This is a genomic window from Pseudoalteromonas piscicida (genome assembly GCF_002208135.1).
In the GTDB taxonomy this organism is placed as follows: domain Bacteria; phylum Pseudomonadota; class Gammaproteobacteria; order Enterobacterales; family Alteromonadaceae; genus Pseudoalteromonas; species Pseudoalteromonas piscicida_A.
This window is the reverse complement of record NZ_CP021646.1, coordinates 2,473,621-2,490,741: the sequence shown is the minus strand read 5'-3', so window position 1 is coordinate 2,490,741 and position 17,121 is coordinate 2,473,621. Positions and strand designations below refer to the sequence as shown.

15 protein-coding genes are annotated in these 17,121 nt (G+C 43.8%); 4 read left to right on the top strand and 11 right to left on the bottom strand.

What is annotated here, in order from left to right; all coding sequences use genetic code 11:
- Nucleotides 1–137: 137 nt before the first annotated feature.
- Nucleotides 138–2,162 (top strand): methyl-accepting chemotaxis protein, encoded by a 2,025-nt coding sequence (locus tag B1L02_RS11535; protein WP_088531130.1) that lies wholly within the window; start codon nt 138–140, stop codon nt 2,160–2,162.
- Nucleotides 2,163–2,181: 19 nt separating this feature from the next.
- Here the strand turns inward: B1L02_RS11535 and B1L02_RS11530 are convergent, their stop codons facing one another.
- The 6 genes from B1L02_RS11530 to B1L02_RS11505 all read right to left on the bottom strand — a co-directional run bounded on the left by B1L02_RS11530 (nt 2,182) and on the right by B1L02_RS11505 (nt 8,898).
- Nucleotides 2,182–2,574 carry a YbaN family protein gene (locus B1L02_RS11530; RefSeq protein ID WP_088531129.1) on the bottom strand — a complete coding sequence of 131 codons (393 nt, stop codon included), beginning with the start codon at nt 2,572–2,574 and terminating at the stop codon, nt 2,182–2,184.
- Nucleotides 2,571–3,161, bottom strand: coding sequence for a biliverdin-producing heme oxygenase (locus tag B1L02_RS11525; protein ID WP_088531128.1), 591 nt, complete (start codon nt 3,159–3,161; stop codon nt 2,571–2,573). The genes B1L02_RS11530 and B1L02_RS11525 overlap by 4 nt, the downstream gene beginning before the upstream one ends.
- 70 nt (nt 3,162–3,231) lie before the next feature.
- Nucleotides 3,232–5,955, bottom strand: coding sequence for a TonB-dependent receptor (locus B1L02_RS11520; protein WP_088531127.1), 2,724 nt, complete (start codon nt 5,953–5,955; stop codon nt 3,232–3,234).
- An 84-nt stretch (nt 5,956–6,039) separates the two neighbouring features.
- A complete protein-coding gene (locus tag B1L02_RS11515; RefSeq protein ID WP_088531126.1) occupies nt 6,040–7,005 on the bottom strand; it encodes a FecR family protein in 966 nt (321 codons plus the stop codon).
- A 10-nt stretch (nt 7,006–7,015) separates the two neighbouring features.
- Nucleotides 7,016–7,486, bottom strand: a complete 471-nt coding sequence (locus B1L02_RS11510; protein WP_088531125.1) for a sigma-70 family RNA polymerase sigma factor — start codon at nt 7,484–7,486, stop codon at nt 7,016–7,018.
- A gap of 209 nt (nt 7,487–7,695) precedes the next feature.
- Nucleotides 7,696–8,898, bottom strand: coding sequence for an iron-containing alcohol dehydrogenase (locus B1L02_RS11505; protein WP_088531124.1), 1,203 nt, complete (start codon nt 8,896–8,898; stop codon nt 7,696–7,698).
- Nucleotides 8,899–9,040: 142 nt separating this feature from the next.
- Here B1L02_RS11505 and B1L02_RS11500 point away from each other — a divergent pair.
- Nucleotides 9,041–10,079, top strand: a protein-coding gene (locus B1L02_RS11500) for an IS630 family transposase (RefSeq protein ID WP_088531123.1) whose coding sequence is annotated in 2 segments (ribosomal slippage) — nt 9,041–9,499 and nt 9,501–10,079 — 1,038 coding nt in all. Because the reading frame shifts where the segments join, the coding sequence is not laid out codon by codon here.
- Here the strand turns inward: B1L02_RS11500 and B1L02_RS23750 are convergent.
- Together B1L02_RS23750 and B1L02_RS11495 are read right to left on the bottom strand one after the other, a co-directional pair.
- Nucleotides 10,076–10,225, bottom strand: a complete 150-nt coding sequence (locus tag B1L02_RS23750) for a hypothetical protein (protein ID WP_157757234.1) — start codon at nt 10,223–10,225, stop codon at nt 10,076–10,078. The two genes, B1L02_RS11500 and B1L02_RS23750, sit on opposite strands and share 4 nt — an antisense overlap.
- A gap of 8 nt (nt 10,226–10,233) precedes the next feature.
- On the bottom strand, nt 10,234–10,980 hold the full coding sequence (locus B1L02_RS11495) for a substrate-binding periplasmic protein (protein WP_088531122.1): 747 nt from the start codon (nt 10,978–10,980) through the stop codon (nt 10,234–10,236).
- Nucleotides 10,981–11,160: 180 nt separating this feature from the next.
- Here B1L02_RS11495 and B1L02_RS11490 point away from each other — a divergent pair, with 180 nt between their 5' ends.
- A complete protein-coding gene (locus B1L02_RS11490) occupies nt 11,161–11,676 on the top strand; it encodes an acyloxyacyl hydrolase (protein ID WP_088531121.1) in 516 nt (171 codons plus the stop codon).
- Nucleotides 11,677–11,845: 169 nt separating this feature from the next.
- Nucleotides 11,846–13,081, top strand: a complete 1,236-nt coding sequence (locus B1L02_RS11485) for an MDR family MFS transporter (RefSeq protein ID WP_088531120.1) — start codon at nt 11,846–11,848, stop codon at nt 13,079–13,081.
- 390 nt (nt 13,082–13,471) lie between these two features.
- Here B1L02_RS11485 and B1L02_RS11480 read toward each other — a convergent pair whose 3' ends face one another.
- The 3 genes from B1L02_RS11480 to B1L02_RS11470 form a co-directional block, all read right to left on the bottom strand.
- Entirely contained in the window at nt 13,472–14,542 is a 1,071-nt protein-coding gene (locus B1L02_RS11480) for a hypothetical protein (RefSeq protein WP_088531119.1), read from the bottom strand.
- Nucleotides 14,543–14,617: 75 nt separating this feature from the next.
- The gene (locus B1L02_RS11475) at nt 14,618–15,670 is read right to left on the bottom strand and encodes a hypothetical protein (protein WP_088531118.1); all 1,053 of its coding nucleotides are present in this window, start codon (nt 15,668–15,670) and stop codon (nt 14,618–14,620) included.
- Between the two features lie 191 nt (nt 15,671–15,861).
- Nucleotides 15,862–17,100 (bottom strand): NAD(P)/FAD-dependent oxidoreductase, encoded by a 1,239-nt coding sequence (locus B1L02_RS11470; RefSeq protein WP_088531117.1) that lies wholly within the window; start codon nt 17,098–17,100, stop codon nt 15,862–15,864.
- Nucleotides 17,101–17,121: the final 21 nt, after the last annotated feature.

Here is a 17,121-nt window from a genome sequence, read left to right as displayed (position 1 = left end):
AACTAATAAAGAGTAAGCAAAGTTGTCAGTTCTTAGCTACCTTTTTAAAAGGTATGTTGGTAATTTTTAGAGTATTTACTTGGTTTTTTATCTCGTTTGTAACATAGTTTGTTTACTCAAAATAGAGCAATGACATTATGCTAAGTAAACTAACAATAAAACAAAAAATTACTTTAGGCTTTAGTGCATTAGGCGTGCTGCTGTTACTTGCGTGCGTGCTTGCCTATTTAGCATTGGCGCAAATAAAGTCAGCTAATCAAAATATGGGGCAAGTCACTTTGCCTATTCAGCGCAGTGCTGACGCCTTGCAACTTGAGCAGCTTAAGCTCAGCAAATTGATTTCCCAAGCTTATACCCTCGAAAGCGAGCAAGATATTAATCGGGCTCGACAGCAATTTACCACACAGCAGCAACTGTATGTTGAGCGTCAGCAACACTTAACGTCATTGACGCAAGCCATGCCTGAATTTGTCACACCATTAAAGCAAACTCTGGCGCTGGGTGAGCAGCTCAGTCGTGCCGCAGAACAAATGTTGCAGGCAAAGGCAGATGTTGTACAAGCACAGCAACGGATCCAATCGCAATATCAAGCACTTAAACAGGATAAAGAACAGGCCAGCAATGCCATGCTGGACCTAGAGTTAATCGAGACAGACAAAACACGGCAGTTGGAAGAAATGGTCGGCACTGGCGTTCGTATTGACGACATGTTGTTTACCTTGGAAAACAACAGTCAGCGGATCAGCGGATTAACCCTCGAGCAAGTAGAGCAACATCAGCAAGACATGCTGTTCTTGTTAGATAATATTGAAAATAACTTAACGTTTTTGAAGCGCCAAGCCTATGGCATGGATGCAGATGATTTGTTAAACCAGTTTAGTGAGGGCATGACTAAGCTCAGAGAAAAGCTGGGTGAGCCAGGTCATCTTTATATTGCGGTACAAGAGAAACTGCATCAGCAGCAACAAGCGGCGATGTTATACAAGCAGTCTGAGCAGCTTGCGTTTGCCATTTTAACCGAGCTTGAGAAAATGCAGCAAAGCGCCAATACAGCATTTAATCGTTCTCAAAATAATGCTGAAACCCTTATCGAGCGAGCGCAAAATACAGCCATTTTATTGGTGATTGTGTTTATTGCATTAGCCGCGTTTATCTCGGTCTCAACCCGTCGGGCAATGCTTGGGCCGTTGGCTGCGGTGAATAAAATGCTAAAATACCTCGCTGCTGGAGATTTTTCTAAGCAAATGAGCAAGCGCAGTGATGATGAATTTGGTCAGTTAATTGATAATATTAATCAGGTTAAAGACAATTTACGTGCTCTATTGGAGTCAATTAACAACCAAGTCCATGAATTAGAAGAGCTATCGGAATCATCATTGAGCGAAAGCAAACAAATTGCCAATAATGCGACGGAGCAAATGCGCCGCATGGATAATGCCAATCGCTTAGCACAGAGTATTTCAGCAAGTGCTCTAGCTGTCTCTGAGCGCTCTTCTGAGAGCCTCGCGAGCATCCATACCGCTAACCAGCATAAAACCGAGGTCAGTAAATACACGCAAGACAACAAAGAACATATCCTATCCCTTAGCACGCGCATGAGTGAAGCGGTAGAGAGTATGACTAAGTTGACTACACATAGCGAGAACATCGGCAGTATCTTAGACACTATTGTTTCTATCGCTGAGCAAACCAATCTGTTGGCGTTAAACGCAGCAATAGAAGCGGCCCGCGCAGGTGAGCAGGGAAGAGGGTTTGCGGTAGTCGCCGATGAGGTGAGAACGCTTGCGTCTAGGACGCAAGAGTCGACCAATGAAATTAACCAAATGATCGCAGCACTGAGACAGGATACACATACCGCCTCTGAGGCCATTAATTCCGGCCAACGTGATGTTGCCTCGTGTGTTAAACAAAGCGAGGCACTTGCCAGTGCGATGGATGAAATTGCCAATGCTATTTTACAGGTCACGCAGTTAAGTGAAGAAGTGAACCAAGCGGCGGATCACCAAGCGAAGGATTGCCAGCAAATTGAGCAAGTGATGTTAGACGCTCAAAGTACCGCAAGTGACAATGCCCAAGCGATGCAAAGCTTAGCGAAAGGTAGTGAGTCGCTCAGCAGTTTCTCGCATCGTCTAGCAACACTGGTTGAGCGCTTTAAATTGTAAAAATGTAAACTGGCAACTGCTATTTACACACCTTAGATGGTCTAGAAAATATATAAGATATCACTGCGATCTTTATACTGCCAACTACACAGGCCAACCAAGCCGCTGGGGAGAGCAAAATAAGTAAAGCGTAACTTGCAGCCATGCCGACTGTTGCCATGATTTTGGCCTTCTGTGGAATAACCTTATATTGCTTCCATAATGTTAATGAAGCGCCGAACCTTGGGTGATTTAGCAGCCACAAGGCCAGCTTAGGAGAAGCTTTTGAAAAGCACGCCAAAGCCAGAATAAAAAATACAGTGGTTGGCATGACGGGCAAAACAATACCAATAACACCGAGGGCTACAAATAGGTATCCGCATAGCAGTAGGGCTATTTTTTTATAATTGGCTAAGGCGGCTTTAAACATCATGAATAAACGTGTGCCTGAAATGCTTGGAAACGGGTGAATGCCTGACGAGCACCTTCAATTAGCGCCTGTTCTTGCTGTTCGCTTAGTTCAATTGAGTCTATGATTTGCACTAGCTCTCGCCAAGCGCTGCCGCGACCTGCACCTGGGCCTGCTAGATATCGAGCGCCGTGCTGCGCATTAAAGTTGAGCTTGGACCCTACTTGTTTACCAAGCATGGCTGCCCCTACCTTTGAACCCTCAACCACATATAGCCAACCGAGCGCTGATGCGAAATCGGTGTTGCTGCTTACTTCTGGCCTTAAATAGGGAGCAGGGATGGCGGTTTCAAGGTCGATAAAGTCTTGTTCGAGTAACCCTAAACGGCGACGCGAGGCTAAATCAGGAATAAGTGCTAACAATTCTGGGTGTTCATAGAGGGCGCTTACGTCTTTTAAAAAATAAAACTGTAGTCGCAAGAATTCGAGATAGCTTTGTGTGTTGGCGAAAGGGTCTTGCGCCATAATGGATTTGTCTACATTGTCGTGGGTATCTGCAGTAGCGTGTTTTAAGTTTTGCGCTCGAGAAAGTGCAGAGGTAACGGTAGTCATTGATGCTCCAAAGTGATGTAAAAAGAATATAGCGCTGTCTTCAAGCAAAGCTACAGCGCTTGAGTGTTTATTAAAGTTTGAGTTCTAAGCCAATCGAAATGGTTTGACCTGGCTCAGGCATAGCAACAATAGAACCCGTTGAAACCTTATATTGGTCAGTTAAATTGGTGATCGCTAGGTTGCCTTTGATGCTGTCGCTAAAGATATAATCAAGGTAAAAGTCGAGCTGATAGCCTGCTGGAATATACTCAAGTGCAGTTACCCCAGTACCTGACAAGAAACCGCCCGGGTGATGTTTCTCAGTATGTTTTTTGTAAGTAAAACCCGTATCAATTGTGTTGTTAAAGAGTGTCATACCAAGCGTTGCGATATAGCTTTTTTCAGGAGGCACACGAAGTGGTGTTAAACTCCCCGCAAAGCCGGTCGCATTACAAGTATCGACACCTTCAGCCTCGGCCATTAAGCGTGAACACATTTTGACTTTAGTGTACTTTGTGTAAGATAACCTGCTGTAAAATAAGTCACCTTGGTAATGAAGACCAAATTCCGTGCCGGGAAGTTCAAACTTATCATAGTTGGTAAAAGTGAACTTTTGATCCCATGAAGGTGCGTCGGGTTTAGGTAAGAAGCCCGTAGCCAACATACTTTCAATATTAGTGTAGAAGTACTCCGCCGAGATAATTAGCTTATCCCCGTGACTGAGTAAGTTGCTAAAATCACTCTCAAAACCAATATCATACGATTTCGTTTTTTCGGGGGTGATCGGGTAATCACTGGAGTAGGAAAACACCTCATTAGAAACCGTTGTTTCGTACAGGTTTGGCATACGATATGCGTTGCTGTACTTGGCTTTAATGAGAGTATTATCAAGCAGTTGATAATTTGCTTGTACGGTCACATCGGCTTTAGCATCAAATGTAAGCTTTTCTCCTGTTTGATAGTCCTCATTTACCGAGTCGTGAAGGTTTACGTTCAGTGCAAGCTCTACTGGCGCAAGATCGATATTGGCATTGGCAAATAACGCTCGTTTTGTTTGCTTACCGTGTCGCGAAGTTGACTTTAATTTGAACTCATCAGAGTGCCATGGGCGCTTAAAGTTGTTTTTCCAGTCTCTATGAGGCGACAACTCTTCAGCCTGCCAAGATAGCCCGTACGTCAATGTCACAGGCGTATTTGCAAGCGATAATGCGGAGGTATTAAATACACTTACCCCGTGGCGTTTGTTGTTAAAACGGTGGAAGTATTGCCCAGCATTTTCACCTAGGTTACTGCCAAGGGCATTGTACTGTTGTAACCTCGCGCTGGTACGCCAAACGTTAACACTGAGGTCGACTAATGAGTTATTACTTGGTAAAAAGCGGTATAGCGCGCTAGTACTATTGACCAGAGCAGAGCCCGGAGCCCACTGCGGCATAGTTTCTACGCCTTCAGGAATTTCTTCGGACAGCCATTGCTCTTGGCCGTTTTCGTCAATCTCTTTCCAAATTTTTGTATCGCCGGCCCTATGTTTGTACCAATATGAAGCTAGCATTTCACCGGCTTCTTGTTTGTGAAAGCGTGTATTTACTTCTATTGATTGTTCGTCAGTAAACTCGTAAGTCAGCTTGGCAAGGTATGAGTCACTTTCAAAACTTGTGTTGACGACTTCGCCATTTTGGTTAACGGGTGGTGGGATCAGAATGACTTCTGTGACTTCATCATACTTTTTTCCATGCTCGGTTGAAGGCACCCAGCGAATGTACTCTTTAGACTCAACGAAATCGTTAAAGCCATTTTTTCCGGCAAAGTAGTTACCGACCTTTTTCTTACTGTAAGCCAGCACCGCTTGTAAGTTATCCTGTTGGTAGGCGGTCGCTAGCGTAAATCCACCGCCTGCAAAATCGAGCGTGTCATTGTGGTTGCTTACCTCGTAATAACTTTGCAGGCCAAAGCTTTCCGGTACTTCAGGTGTTCTATTGTTGTTATGCGTATTAACCTTAACCAAAGCGCCATAACGCTTCCCGTCTTGGAGAATATCTTGCGTGCCTAAGGTGCGGATATTGACTGTTCCGCCGATTGCGCCAGAGCCAAATGGTGATGCTTTGGCCGATGCGCCTTTTTCAACATTGACCGAGCTTATCAGGTTTGAATCGATATAGGTTCTGTCCGACGAGCCCATATAGCCGCGGTTTGTGTGCGTTGATTGCAAACTGCCATCGATGAAAATCGGTACTCGTCCTTCGCCTTGGACGCCACGAATACCGATATCAAGCGCACCAGCTTCGTTTCGAATATTGTTTGCCTCTATACCTGAAAACGTTGAGAAAATATCAGAGTTAGATAAACCCTTGGTTCGAGCAATCTGTTCACGATTAAGATTGAGTTTATCGCCTTTGACTGTGATGACTTCAATATTATCTTGCGGATTTGGTGTTTGGCTGTGCTTATCCTGAGTTTTATTGGATTGGCCTTTTGCTGGCGTTAACTCGCTAATCGCTGCTTTAATAACGATGTTATTGTCGATAATACTCGCCGTTAGCGGACTACCTTTCAATGTAAGCTCTAGCGCCTCGGTTAAACTTACCTCTCCTTTAAGTGCTGGGGCTTGCAGACCATTTAATAGTTTCGCATCGGCAATTAGATTCATACTCGCAGCCTCAGCTACCTGCGTTAAGGTATGACTCATAGGTTGCTGCGCGAGATTAAATTGATATATAGCAACTTGACTCTGCGCGGTTGCAGGCAGGCTCAGGCTAAGCCCGAGTGCAAATGCTAAGGGAGTGAGTCTTGTGTTTAAAACAGAGCGAGTTCTCATTGTGATGCGTCCAAATAAATTACCTAAGATGAAAACGAATGAGAATGAGAACTCCTCAATAAAAATCTGAATATTTTTATCTTGTCATCGAGAATTGGCTATAACTATATGATTATTAGACTCTTTAACTTCTACTGGCAGGGCGTGTGGTAATAAGTTTAAAAAGCTTTCGAGCTCTGATGCTAAAAAAGTACCCGAAATTACCAATTGCTCAGTTGATTGAGTGCTTAAGGTGTAGCTTATTGCGTGGTGTCGTTTAAACTCCTCAAATACTTCACTGAGTGGTGCATTGTCGAATACGAGTCGCCCTTGCTTAAATGCATCGACGAGATTGAGGTTTGGATCAAACTCAGTCTTAGTTATGCCGTCACTATCCACAACCACCATTTGACCTTTTCTCAGTTCTATTTGCTGATTTTGGCTTTGCACGTTTACACGACCATGGTCCACCACAATGCGAATGCTATTGGCTTTTTTATCCACAGAAAAGCGGGTACCTAATACGGTAATTTTTGTGCTGCCGGCACTAATAACAAATGGTCGGCTTTTGTCACTGGCAACGTCAAACAATACGCGTCCACTGAGTAGCTTATTACTGCGCCGATTACCATCAAAATCAATCGCGAGGGAAGTTTTGGCATCTAAGGTCAATAGAGAGTTATCGGGCAGTGTGATAGTGCGCAATTCGCCTCGTGTTGACTGATAGCTGGCGTGGAAGTTGTCGTTGTCAATTTGAAAGAACCAAGTTTGATAGCCAAAGAAACTCAACGCAAAAAGTGCAAAGCATGCTGCAATGGCGAAGTACCGATGAGTTGTCTTTGATTTAAGCTTAGAGTGTGTAACTGGATTCTCTAATTGTGCAATGTCTTGCTCTGAAAATTGCGATAACAGTTGCTCAACCTGTTTACTTTCTTGATAGGCTGCTTGGTGCGTGTGGCTCTCACCAAGCCAACGATTTAGTTCTTGCTGCTGCGCTTTCGTCAGCCCTTGTTTTTCAAGTTCCAACCAGCGGTTTACTTGCTGCTGTATTGATACATTATGACGGTCCATTGCGATTCTCTTATTGTTTTTGTAATGCGTTACGGCAAGCGAGCATGGCAGTTGCTAAGTGTTTTTCGACCATGCTGACAGATATCCCCATTTGCTCAGCTACTTGCGTTTGGTTTAAGTTTTTAAATTTATAGAGCACAAATGCTTGCTTGGTTTTTAAAGGTAAAGAGTCGATACTTCGATTAAGTAATGCCAGTTGTTGTTGGTTCGCAAGCGTTGCTTCTGGTTCATAGAATCTGGGCGCGACTAATTCGAAGTCGTCGGGCTCCGCAATGCCCTGATTTTTGCGATACTGATCAATCACAATGTTTTTCGCGGCTTTAAAAAATAGTGCGCGCTCTTGCGTGTTATCCTGCTTTGGATTGCTGTTTTTATAACTTAGTATTCGGGTATACGCTTCTTGGACTATATTTTGAGCCTTATCTTTGCACCCCACTGAACGAGCGATATAACTTAATACTTCTGAGTAATAACGTTCCAAAATACACCAGTTTGCTTTTCAAAAGTCGCGCATACTAGCATTAAAAATTGTTATTGAGAATTGTTTTTGTTTGCGTTTGTTGGCTTTAAACTGTTCGTTAATAGATTTTATGTTTTTAGTGCGTTTACTTAATAGTTGATTGTAAGGCCATGAAAAAACTTAGCTTTATTTTAAACTTCTTTGGTTCCAAACACTAAACGGAGTGCTTATTAAGGCGTAGGAGCGATACCTTTGATAATGCGCTGGCAGGCACAGGGATCCATAAAATGGGGCACCGGATAATCCGGATGTGCTTCTTTTAACGCGAGTTCTGCAAGTAATGCAGCATCATCTGGTATTACTTCGCTGAGTGTGGTTTGGATATGTAAATCAAGCAGTAAGCGCTTAATGTGTTCTAAAAGATCATCCGCTTGGCGCTCGACTGGATAGTCTAATGAGGTTAACCCACAATATTTGGCAATTAGCGCAAGTTGTTGGTTAATGCGGTCGCCATACCAGGTTAGCACGGGCATGAGTAACACCGCATTGGCAAGTCCGTGCGGCGTACCATATTGAGCGCTCAATTGGTGTGAGATTGCATGTACGTAGCCGACAGAGGTTCTGGTAAAAGCTTGTCCTGCGTAATGGGAAGCGAGTAGTAGCTGCGCTCTTGCTTCTAGATTTTGTGGGTCTTGTTGCGCTTTGGGTAAATATTCAAAGATGGCTCTACAGGCTTCAAGAGCACGTTCGCGGCTAAACTTAAGACAGTTAATGCTCAGTAGTGCCTCAATGGCGTGGGTTAGTGCATCAATTGCCGTAGTCGCGGTGATATGTGCGGGCATACTTGTGGTTAATTCCGGTAACAACACGGCATGGTGTGGCACTAAACAAAAATCAGTCGCGGCATATTTGGCGTGATTGCTGGGATCGTTAACGACGGCAGCAACGGTAGTCTCCGAGCCAGTTCCAGCTGTTGTTGGGATCGCGATGTTCGGTGGTAGGCGTTTTATGACTTTAAATAGCCCTTTGAGCTTAGTCACCGGTTTGTTTGGCTTGACGACTCGCGCTCCGATCAACTTGCCCGTGTCAAGTACTGAGCCACCGCCAAGCGCGATAATTGCTTTACAGTGTTGTTGTTGATAGACCTCTAGGCCATCTTCGACGTTTGCTATAGTTGGATTAGGTAAAACATCCGCGTAATAATGCGTGATTAACTCTGACTCACGCAGTGTGTCTTCCACAACCTGGTGCAAGTTGAGTTTGAGTAGCACTTGGTCGGTCACGACTAAGACGTTATCTCCACTTTTTAATCCCAGCGCGTTAATTGCGTCTAGCAACCCCGGTTTTCCTTGATGTAATTTAGGGTTTGGGATCCCGATAAGAATAACAATACACTTAAGGGCAAAATGATAAATACGGTAAAACCAACTCATTGCGATCCGTCTAATTTTCGTTTTTATGTCGTTTAAAAAATGTAGACGGATCAGCACTGTATTGCTAGCAAATTTTCGGTTAATACCATTAAGTAATGATTTGTGATCTAATTGTATTTATTTTTCAACTGACAAATAAACTTTGAATACTCATACTTCTGTCGAACTTTTCAAGTTCGCTAAATCAGAAAAAGACGCGCGTAAAAAGATCCGTTATTTAGCGGTCGCGCACTACCGTGATAACCACAATAAAACGCAAATTGCTGCCATGCTACATGTCAGCAGAAGAATGGTAAATGAGTGGGTGAAGCGCTACCTTAACGAGGGGCTCACTGGCCTTGACGCTAAAAAACCTATCGGTAAACGTTGTTATTTAAACGATGCGCAGCAGAAACAACTGTGCCAGTATATTGAAAAATACAGTCAAAATGACAACGGTGGTAGGCTGACAGGGTATCGTATAAAGCAATACATTGAAGATGAATTTAACGTCTCTTACCACCCTAATGCGATTTATAAATTATTGGAAAAATTAGGCTTTAGCTGGATAACCAGCCGCTCTCGCCACCCGAAACAGTCCGAACAAGTTCAGCAGGACTTTAAAAAAACTGCAAACGGAATTGATCAAAACGATCCCGCTATTTATCAACCTGAATGACGTGGATATCTGGTTCCAAGACGAGGCCAGATTTGGTCAGCAAAACACCACGACACGCCTTTGGGCAAAAAAGGGAACCCGGCCTAGAGCAGTCAAACAACAACAGTTTGATTATGCTTATCTATTTGGCGCTGTGTGCCCTTCAACAGGACAGACTGAAGCACTCATCACACCATGGGTGAATATGAGTGTCATGAAACAGCATTTGCAACAAATATCTGAGAAGACAGCACCTGGACGGCATGCTGTTGTGTTAATGGACGGTGCAGGATGGCATCAGGGATCACTGGTAACTGATATTGATAATGTCTCCATTATCAAACTCCCTCCTTATTCACCAGAGCTGAACCCAATAGAGCAAGTATGGAGTTGGCTGCGTCAGCATCATTTAGCGAATCGTTGTTTCAAAGGTTATGAAGATATTGTTGAGAGTTGTAGTGAGGCTTGGAATGACTTTGTATCATGTACAAAACGAGTGGTTAAAATGTGTCAACGTGACTGGATAGAGGTGGGAAAAAGTTAAGATGGATTGGTATAATTTGAGGTGACTTGCTGCGAAATTGTCCTTTCTTCTTTAATTGGCGCTTTGGACTTGTCCATCTCAAATGCTTCTATCACGAGTAAAATATGGGCGGCACTCCATGAAAAGTTCGGTGCGCCTTGTTGCAAACGATGAATTACTCCTCAATTGAGCAGCCAACATCAACCTTATTACGCTGCTGATGTACTCGTTCAGCGGCGGCGCGGAGCCGATTTATATATTCTGGAGGGGCGCTGGGGTTAGCGGTTAAATAGAGGGTTTTACTTAATTCTGGGATTTCTAGCACTTTGTCCCATTGCTCGACTAAGCCCATTCTAACAGCCATTCTATCTACAAAATTTTCGGCACCAAAAATAAAGTCAATTCTGCCTTTTTCAAGTAGCTCACCTGCACGGCTCAAACTGGTTACTGAAAGCATATTTTCATCAGCGACAAAACCCTGTGCTTTTAAATAGTTTTCGGAAAGTTGATCGGCCGCAACAGCGACAACATGTTGTTTGATTTTCCATATTTCCCACACCTGCTGATCGGCAATATCAGCACGCTTATAAAACGCGACCTTTAGCTCACAAAGTGGCGCAATCCAGACATGGTCTTCTTCACGTTGCTCTGTTCTGGCGATCGAGTAGAGCAATGAATAAGGGGATTTTTTGGAGAAGGCTTTTGCGCGAGTCCAAGGCAACATATAAATTTGATAGCTGAGCTCTGCTTCCCACATGATGAGGCGCACAATATCAGTAGCAAGCCCAGTAATGGTGCCGTTCTTTTGCTCTATCTGGTACGGAGGAAAATGCTCGGTATAGATATCTACTTTTGTTGGTGCTGCCGCTGAGGCACTGAATACACTAAATATCCCTATAACGCTCCCAATTATATACTGCATACCACATTCTCAAGATCGTTTTTAACAGTATAACTCATAATTTGTTATTGGTTTTGGTTAAATTGATGTACCGGTTAAAGTTCTATATTGGTGCTTTATCGGCAATTATTATATGGTTTTTTGGTGTCTTTAAAGAATTAAATAACGGCGTAAAATTGCTCTCGTTGTAGAGGAGTGGTTATGCGCCCATTTTTATTCTTGCTTATGTTGTTTGTGTCTACTCACTCATATTCTAATGAAGTTGCAGTTGATTATGTGATGGGAGAGGGAGATGTAAAAGGACTGCGGCTTGGGTATCGTCCCTTGCATTATAGTTTAGCGGATTATGGTATTGGAGAAGGTGCCTATGTTTATTTTGAGCTGAGCACCAATTATTGGGAATACGGCAACCCAAAACGCTCAGACACGACGTTTGCTATTGCATTGTCACCCGTGCTTAGTGTTCCACTGACCGAGTTTGCTGGAAAGCCGGTAAATTTCGAGTTTGGGATTGGCATGACCTATGTCAGTGATACCCGATTTGCGGGCAAAGACATTGGTGTTCACTATCAGTTTGAAGACCGAATTGGACTTAGTGTTAACTTGAACCCCAGCACTAAAGTGGGGATCCGATATCTGCATTATTCTAATGCTGGTTTGAGCGACCACAACCCCGGTCTTGATTTTTTAAATGTGTTCTACGTTAAGCGGTTTTAACGCTTAATGTCATTGATTTAGTTTTATCTCCCTTTGTGATTTCAAGGATGAAATTTTTTCTTTATAGAGTTCCAGTTTCCAAGATAATAGAATGCAGTTAAACGCTTGACCTAAACTAAGGTTTAGGAATTAGGGTTCTGCGTAAATCAATAATAATCAAGGAACATCAATGGAGAATAGCTCTGCAATTGAGCGGTTAAAGCGCTTTACACCTTTAGTTTGGGTAATGCTTGTTGGTAACTTTTTCGTTCGCGCTAGTTACTACATGGTATGGCCTTTTTTGGCTGTTATTCTTTACGAAAATTATGGACTGAGTGCAATAGAGGTCGGTTTATTGCTGACGGTGTCAGCGACTTTCGCCGTATTTTTGGGGTTTTATACGGGGAATCTCGCTGACCGCTTCGGTCGCACCAAAATGCTCTACACGGCAGTGTTTGTTGGTGTGATTTCTTTTTCACTGTTGGCTGTGGCTGAGTCGTTGTGGCTGTTTGCAACTTCAGTGTTTTTAGCTTGTCTACCTAGGACGCTTTGGGATGCGCCCAGTAAAGCGTTACTTACTGAAGAGCTTGCCGAGGCAAAAGACAGAGAACTTGCACTGCATTTACTCTATTTTCTCGTGAATGTGGGAGCGGCTTTAGGACCATTGTACGGTCTATGGGCGGGGCTTAATGGTGAGCAGTTCAGCTTTATTTATACTGGCATTTCGTATATTGGTTTGTTGTTCGCGCTGCTTTACTTTAGACCTAAACTGACTGAAGCGCAGACTTTCGTTTTACAATCTGCTGCTCAGTCGGTACCGAAGTTTGCAAAGTGGCTGGGGATCTTACGAAAAGATAAAGTCTTTTTAATTGTGCTAATCGCTACCACTTTAGTGTATTTGGTTTATGCGCAATGTGACTCTAGCTTAGTGCAGTATTTGACGCGTGCAGAGGTCCCCGAGCTGGCTTGGCTAATTTCTAGCTTAATCATTGCTAATTCTAGTGTGATTATCGTTTGTCAGTTTCCATTACTACATCTGATGCGTAATTGGCGTATTGAAAATAGGCTCTATGCGGGTGGCGTGATATTGATCATTTCACAAGTCATGATGGCTGTGAATGATGTGCAAAATATCTGGGGATGGATTGCAGCCATGATGGTGCTGAGTCTGAGCGAAGCAATTATGTTTACTAACATCAATGTCTATATTGACAGGTTGGCACCAGATAATCTGAAAGCTAGCTATTTTGGTGCTGCTGGCTTATGTTCATTAGGGTATGCATTAGCGCCCATTTTAGGCGGGCTTATTTTAGATTTTTACTCCGGTATGATGCTTTTTATCATCATGACCTTAGTATCTATCACCGCACTTGGGTTTTATCGCATCGCTGAGCTGAAGCCCAAGACGACGGCTGAAGCGATATAGCTTAGCTAACTCGGTGACCTAAAAAGGGTCACCGCTTGTATTTATGTTAGGGTCTGTTGATCTTTCAAGTTTGTTTTTGCAGCAGTTTGACTGGTATTTATACAAGGCAGAGCCTGCGTAGCATAGTTATTCTATGTAAGTTAGGCGATAAAGACTTTGTGCTCCTGCAAAGTCACCTTACCCCACATCCTTGTGGGGCAACACAGAAGAAATGCCAATCAAACGCTGCCCTTTGGGTTCACCTGAGTGCGCTTTGTTCATTGTTGCTCAACTTTTGCCTAGATTACTAGGCGGCAAGTCGAGCGTCGCGACCAAAACACACTCAGGGGAACAAAAGTCAAACAGCAAAGGTCAACAGGCCCTAATTATCCAAAGCAAAGCTTAGTTGCTTTACTTTCCCGCCATTTTTTGCAAGTAACCCAGGCGTTGACGCTCGGCAGCCGAGGGCTGATATGGGCGCTTCTCTAGTGCGTCAAAGTAGAAGTCAGTGATGTGGTATTCAGTTATTTTGCTATCACCAAACTGCGCAAGCTCCCCTGGCATTGGCGACATTCTCTCAATCACAAATGTCTTTAACGTAAACTGGGATGGGCCGGACTTTGCTGAAAAAGGGGCAAGCACCGACTGATGTGCTTTTAAGTTGAATACCTGTTTCCCTTCGCTTAGTTTTTGTTTTTCAACCAAATGACTGATCGGTGTGCCATCGGGAGTAAATAGGTTTGCACGGATACGATAAGTACCACTTTGCTTTACTTCAAGTTGCAATGGAATTATCAGGTCCGCTTGCTCGGGGTAAGGTTTGGCAATGGCGAGCAGTGTGGCGCTGGGTTGGTAATAGCGGATACTTGCCGTTAATGCAACAGCCTTAGCCGAGCTTGGCTTAGCACGCACGACGACATTCAGCTCTTGAGGCCATGTTGTCTCGCCATCGACTGCACCAAGCCAAATACCATCAGACTCTTTGAGGCGGGTGGTGGATAAGGTTTGCTGTGATGTAGGGTCAAGTATCGTTGCGGTTGCATTCGAAAACTGGCTACCAGATAAACTTACCTCGATAGTAGCGGGGTGCACAAAGCGATATTGATTCAGCGACAAAGACACTTGTTCGTTGTTTTCTTCAATTGGCATTTCGACGGCATAAAAATGATTTGGATTGAGCCTGTCAAAATCACCTTTGCCAAGGGGTTGTGAATAAGGAGGTAGAGAAATACTATACTCATAGTGTGCCGCAGCTGTTTGCGCAGCTTGTGCCAGTGGTAGCGATTCAATCAGTGATTGTTTTTGTGCTATCACCGTTTTAGGTGTGATGGGTGGCGTTGTTGTTGGTGTCAAAATAGGTGGAGTGACTTGTGGGGTTGCTGCTAACTCAGGGGAGGGCAGAGCTTGGCGCTGCGAGGCAAAATATCCTGCAGTGATACAGACCACAATAAGAATGACACTAATCAACAAAAACTTTTTCATAGCAGTACTCAGTTTAAATAAGGAACTGCTTGTCGCAGTTCCTTGGATATAGAAATCAGCAAAATAACCGTTAAGTTATAGTGAGTTTAGTATTAACTGTGAAAAACTTTGCGAATTAGACTCGCTAACATAACGGTAAGTCTTTTTCCAAAACCAGCTACCCGTTGTTTCTTCATAGGTGTTGTAGCTAATCGTTTTATAACCCGCGTTAAACTGAGTACGAGCCGCTGTTACTTTACCTTGGTATCCAGCATCAGGCAGGTTACCGTGGCTGTATTCAGCGCTCATCAGCAGTGGGTAGTGATATGGCATAAAGCTAGTTACTGCATCACCTTGAGAGGCTAACTGACCGTTGATAGCAACGCTTGTACTACAGCTACCAAAGTCACCTTTTGTCGATGCACCACAAGAAGAGTGTGTTGACACAACGCCATCATCATTACCTGGTAAGAAACCAGACGTAAGGCCGTAGTAGTCGCTTGCATCAGCAACGAAACGCAGGCGAGGTGCGTTGTCACTTGGATACTGAGCAACTTGTCGTGCGTTATTTACTTTTAAGTCCCACATGATACCAAACTCTTCAGGCATGCTGCCAAGCCATGCCTCAACTGCTTGGCGAGTCAGTTCACCTACTACACCACCAGAAGTCGCCGCGTTGATAGCAGTGTCTGCAAGCTCACTACCGCCACCTGCACCTGCAAGGTCAAAAGTTGCAACGATATTGAGTGGTTGAAGGCCCGCATTTTCAAGCCAAGTTGCTTGGTTATCTAAGATATAGCGCGCGACCAAATCACCCGTTGAGTGGGTAACAAAGATACAGCCAGGGTTACATGTGCCATTTTCTGCAAATGCTTTTAGCTTTGGCCAAATATAATCGGTTGCGATTTTACCTTGCAAGCGTTCATACGAAGGCCAATCAATACGTTCATCAGCATGGTTTACCCAAAAAGATGACCAATATTCTTCACCCTCAAGCTCGACATTGGTGCTGTTAGGGCGGTTTAGTTGGTCCGCTTGAAAGCCATGAATTAGAATTGTTTTATATTCTGCGGCCTGTGCGGGAGTTGCAATTGCAGCGCCTGTTAATAACGCTGAAAGTGCAGCAGTGTATACAAAGTTAGTTTTCATTGTCTAAGTCCTTTAAAGCGCCAAGTGCCACATCTATGGTCGGCCTACAGCAAAATTCCCCACTTTGTTTAATCGACAATTAGGGAAACGATAGGCATCGCACAACTACTCTCACTACTACTGAAACGCATCTTTGTTAGTATATTATGTGGCATGAGAAGCGATTCCCACGCCAGTCTAAAAAGCTAAAATCACGCCATTTCAGGGTTATTATGGAGTTCAGATAGCAGGTTCAGGGTTTTCTCGCTGCGGTTTACAAATGGGTTAGTCTCATCCCATACATAACCCGCAAGCACAGAAGTGATTTGGCTCTTAATTTTTTCAGGCTTGTTGTTTGAGAAAAATAGGCGGCGCAAACGACCGTCGTACCAGCCTTCGATATAGGTACGCATGACCGCAATCCCCTTAAGCATATGCGCTTCATATTCTTGCTGCCAATCTGCTTCCTCGCCATTTAACTGAGCGACAATCAGATCAGCAGCGCGCGCGCCTGACTCAATCGCAAACATAACTCCAGCTGAAAATACAGGGTCTATAAATTCACTGGCGTTACCGGTTAGCACAAAGTTTTTGCCGAACAGTTGTTTAATACCTTTGGAGTATCCTTTGATCTCCTTTGGTTCCATACACAGCGCCATTCCTTCTAGCATGGCTGACGCATGTTGATCGCGAGCAAGGTAGGTTAAAAAGCGTGCTCTAGCATCACCCTCTGCACTTTCTAAATACTCAGGGTTACCAACAAAACCAACTGAAACACGACCATCAGAGAAAGGTATTAACCACACCCATACATCTTCTTCGTGAACCAGAATCGTTACTTTGTTGTTTTCAGCTCCAGTCTCCATGCCATCAGCTGGTTTAAATTGCGCAAATAAAGTTGCGCGAGTCGGTGCTGAAGAGGGTTCATTTAAATCAAGCAGGTTTGCCAATACTCGTCCATAACCGCTTGAGTCTACAACAAATTTAGCTTGTATTTCGTGCTCGTCACCAGCCTCATTGACAACCTTAATGATAGGCTCTTCTAGATCCATGTTGGCGTCGACTACGGAAGTGCCAAATTCGATAGGGGCACCCATTTTTTGCACTTCTTCAGCCAGTACAGTGTCAAAGTCATCTCTTGGTACTTGCCATGTCCATGTCCATCCATCAGTGTAATTTTTAGAGAAATCGAAAAACTCTTGGAAGTCATCTTGTTTAAAATTAGCACCGATTTTCTTTTGGTAATTGCGTGCAACTAACGCATCCATAAATCCAGCATCTTCCAGATGCTGCATACTTTGTGGTAGAAGACTTTCACCGATGACATAGCGTGGAAAGTGGCTACGTTCAACGATCTTCACGGTTAATCCTGCTTGAATTAGCTTTGCAGCAGTCATTGTCCCTGCAGGTCCAGCGCCGATAATTAGTACATCTACATTTTCCTTAGCCATTTTGTAATTCCTTAATCATAT

Bases quoted from the DNA above. Each gene is read 5' to 3' on its own strand.
- B1L02_RS11535 (WP_088531130.1), top strand. From the start codon at position 138: ATGCTAAGTAAACTAACAATAAAACAAAAAATTACTTTAGGCTTTAGT.
- B1L02_RS11495 (WP_088531122.1), bottom strand. From the start codon at position 10,980: ATGCAGTATATAATTGGGAGCGTTATAGGGATATTTAGTGTATTCAGT.
- B1L02_RS11530 (WP_088531129.1), bottom strand. From the start codon at position 2,574: ATGATGTTTAAAGCCGCCTTAGCCAATTATAAAAAAATAGCCCTACTG.
- B1L02_RS11470 (WP_088531117.1), bottom strand. From the start codon at position 17,100: ATGGCTAAGGAAAATGTAGATGTACTAATTATCGGCGCTGGACCTGCA.
- B1L02_RS11480 (WP_088531119.1), bottom strand. From the start codon at position 14,542: ATGAAAAAGTTTTTGTTGATTAGTGTCATTCTTATTGTGGTCTGTATC.
- B1L02_RS11505 (WP_088531124.1), bottom strand. From the start codon at position 8,898: ATGAGTTGGTTTTACCGTATTTATCATTTTGCCCTTAAGTGTATTGTT.
- B1L02_RS11485 (WP_088531120.1), top strand. From the start codon at position 11,846: ATGGAGAATAGCTCTGCAATTGAGCGGTTAAAGCGCTTTACACCTTTA.
- B1L02_RS11520 (WP_088531127.1), bottom strand. From the start codon at position 5,955: ATGAGAACTCGCTCTGTTTTAAACACAAGACTCACTCCCTTAGCATTT.
- B1L02_RS11490 (WP_088531121.1), top strand. From the start codon at position 11,161: ATGCGCCCATTTTTATTCTTGCTTATGTTGTTTGTGTCTACTCACTCA.
- B1L02_RS11515 (WP_088531126.1), bottom strand. From the start codon at position 7,005: ATGGACCGTCATAATGTATCAATACAGCAGCAAGTAAACCGCTGGTTG.
- B1L02_RS11525 (WP_088531128.1), bottom strand. From the start codon at position 3,161: ATGACTACCGTTACCTCTGCACTTTCTCGAGCGCAAAACTTAAAACAC.
- B1L02_RS11475 (WP_088531118.1), bottom strand. From the start codon at position 15,670: ATGAAAACTAACTTTGTATACACTGCTGCACTTTCAGCGTTATTAACA.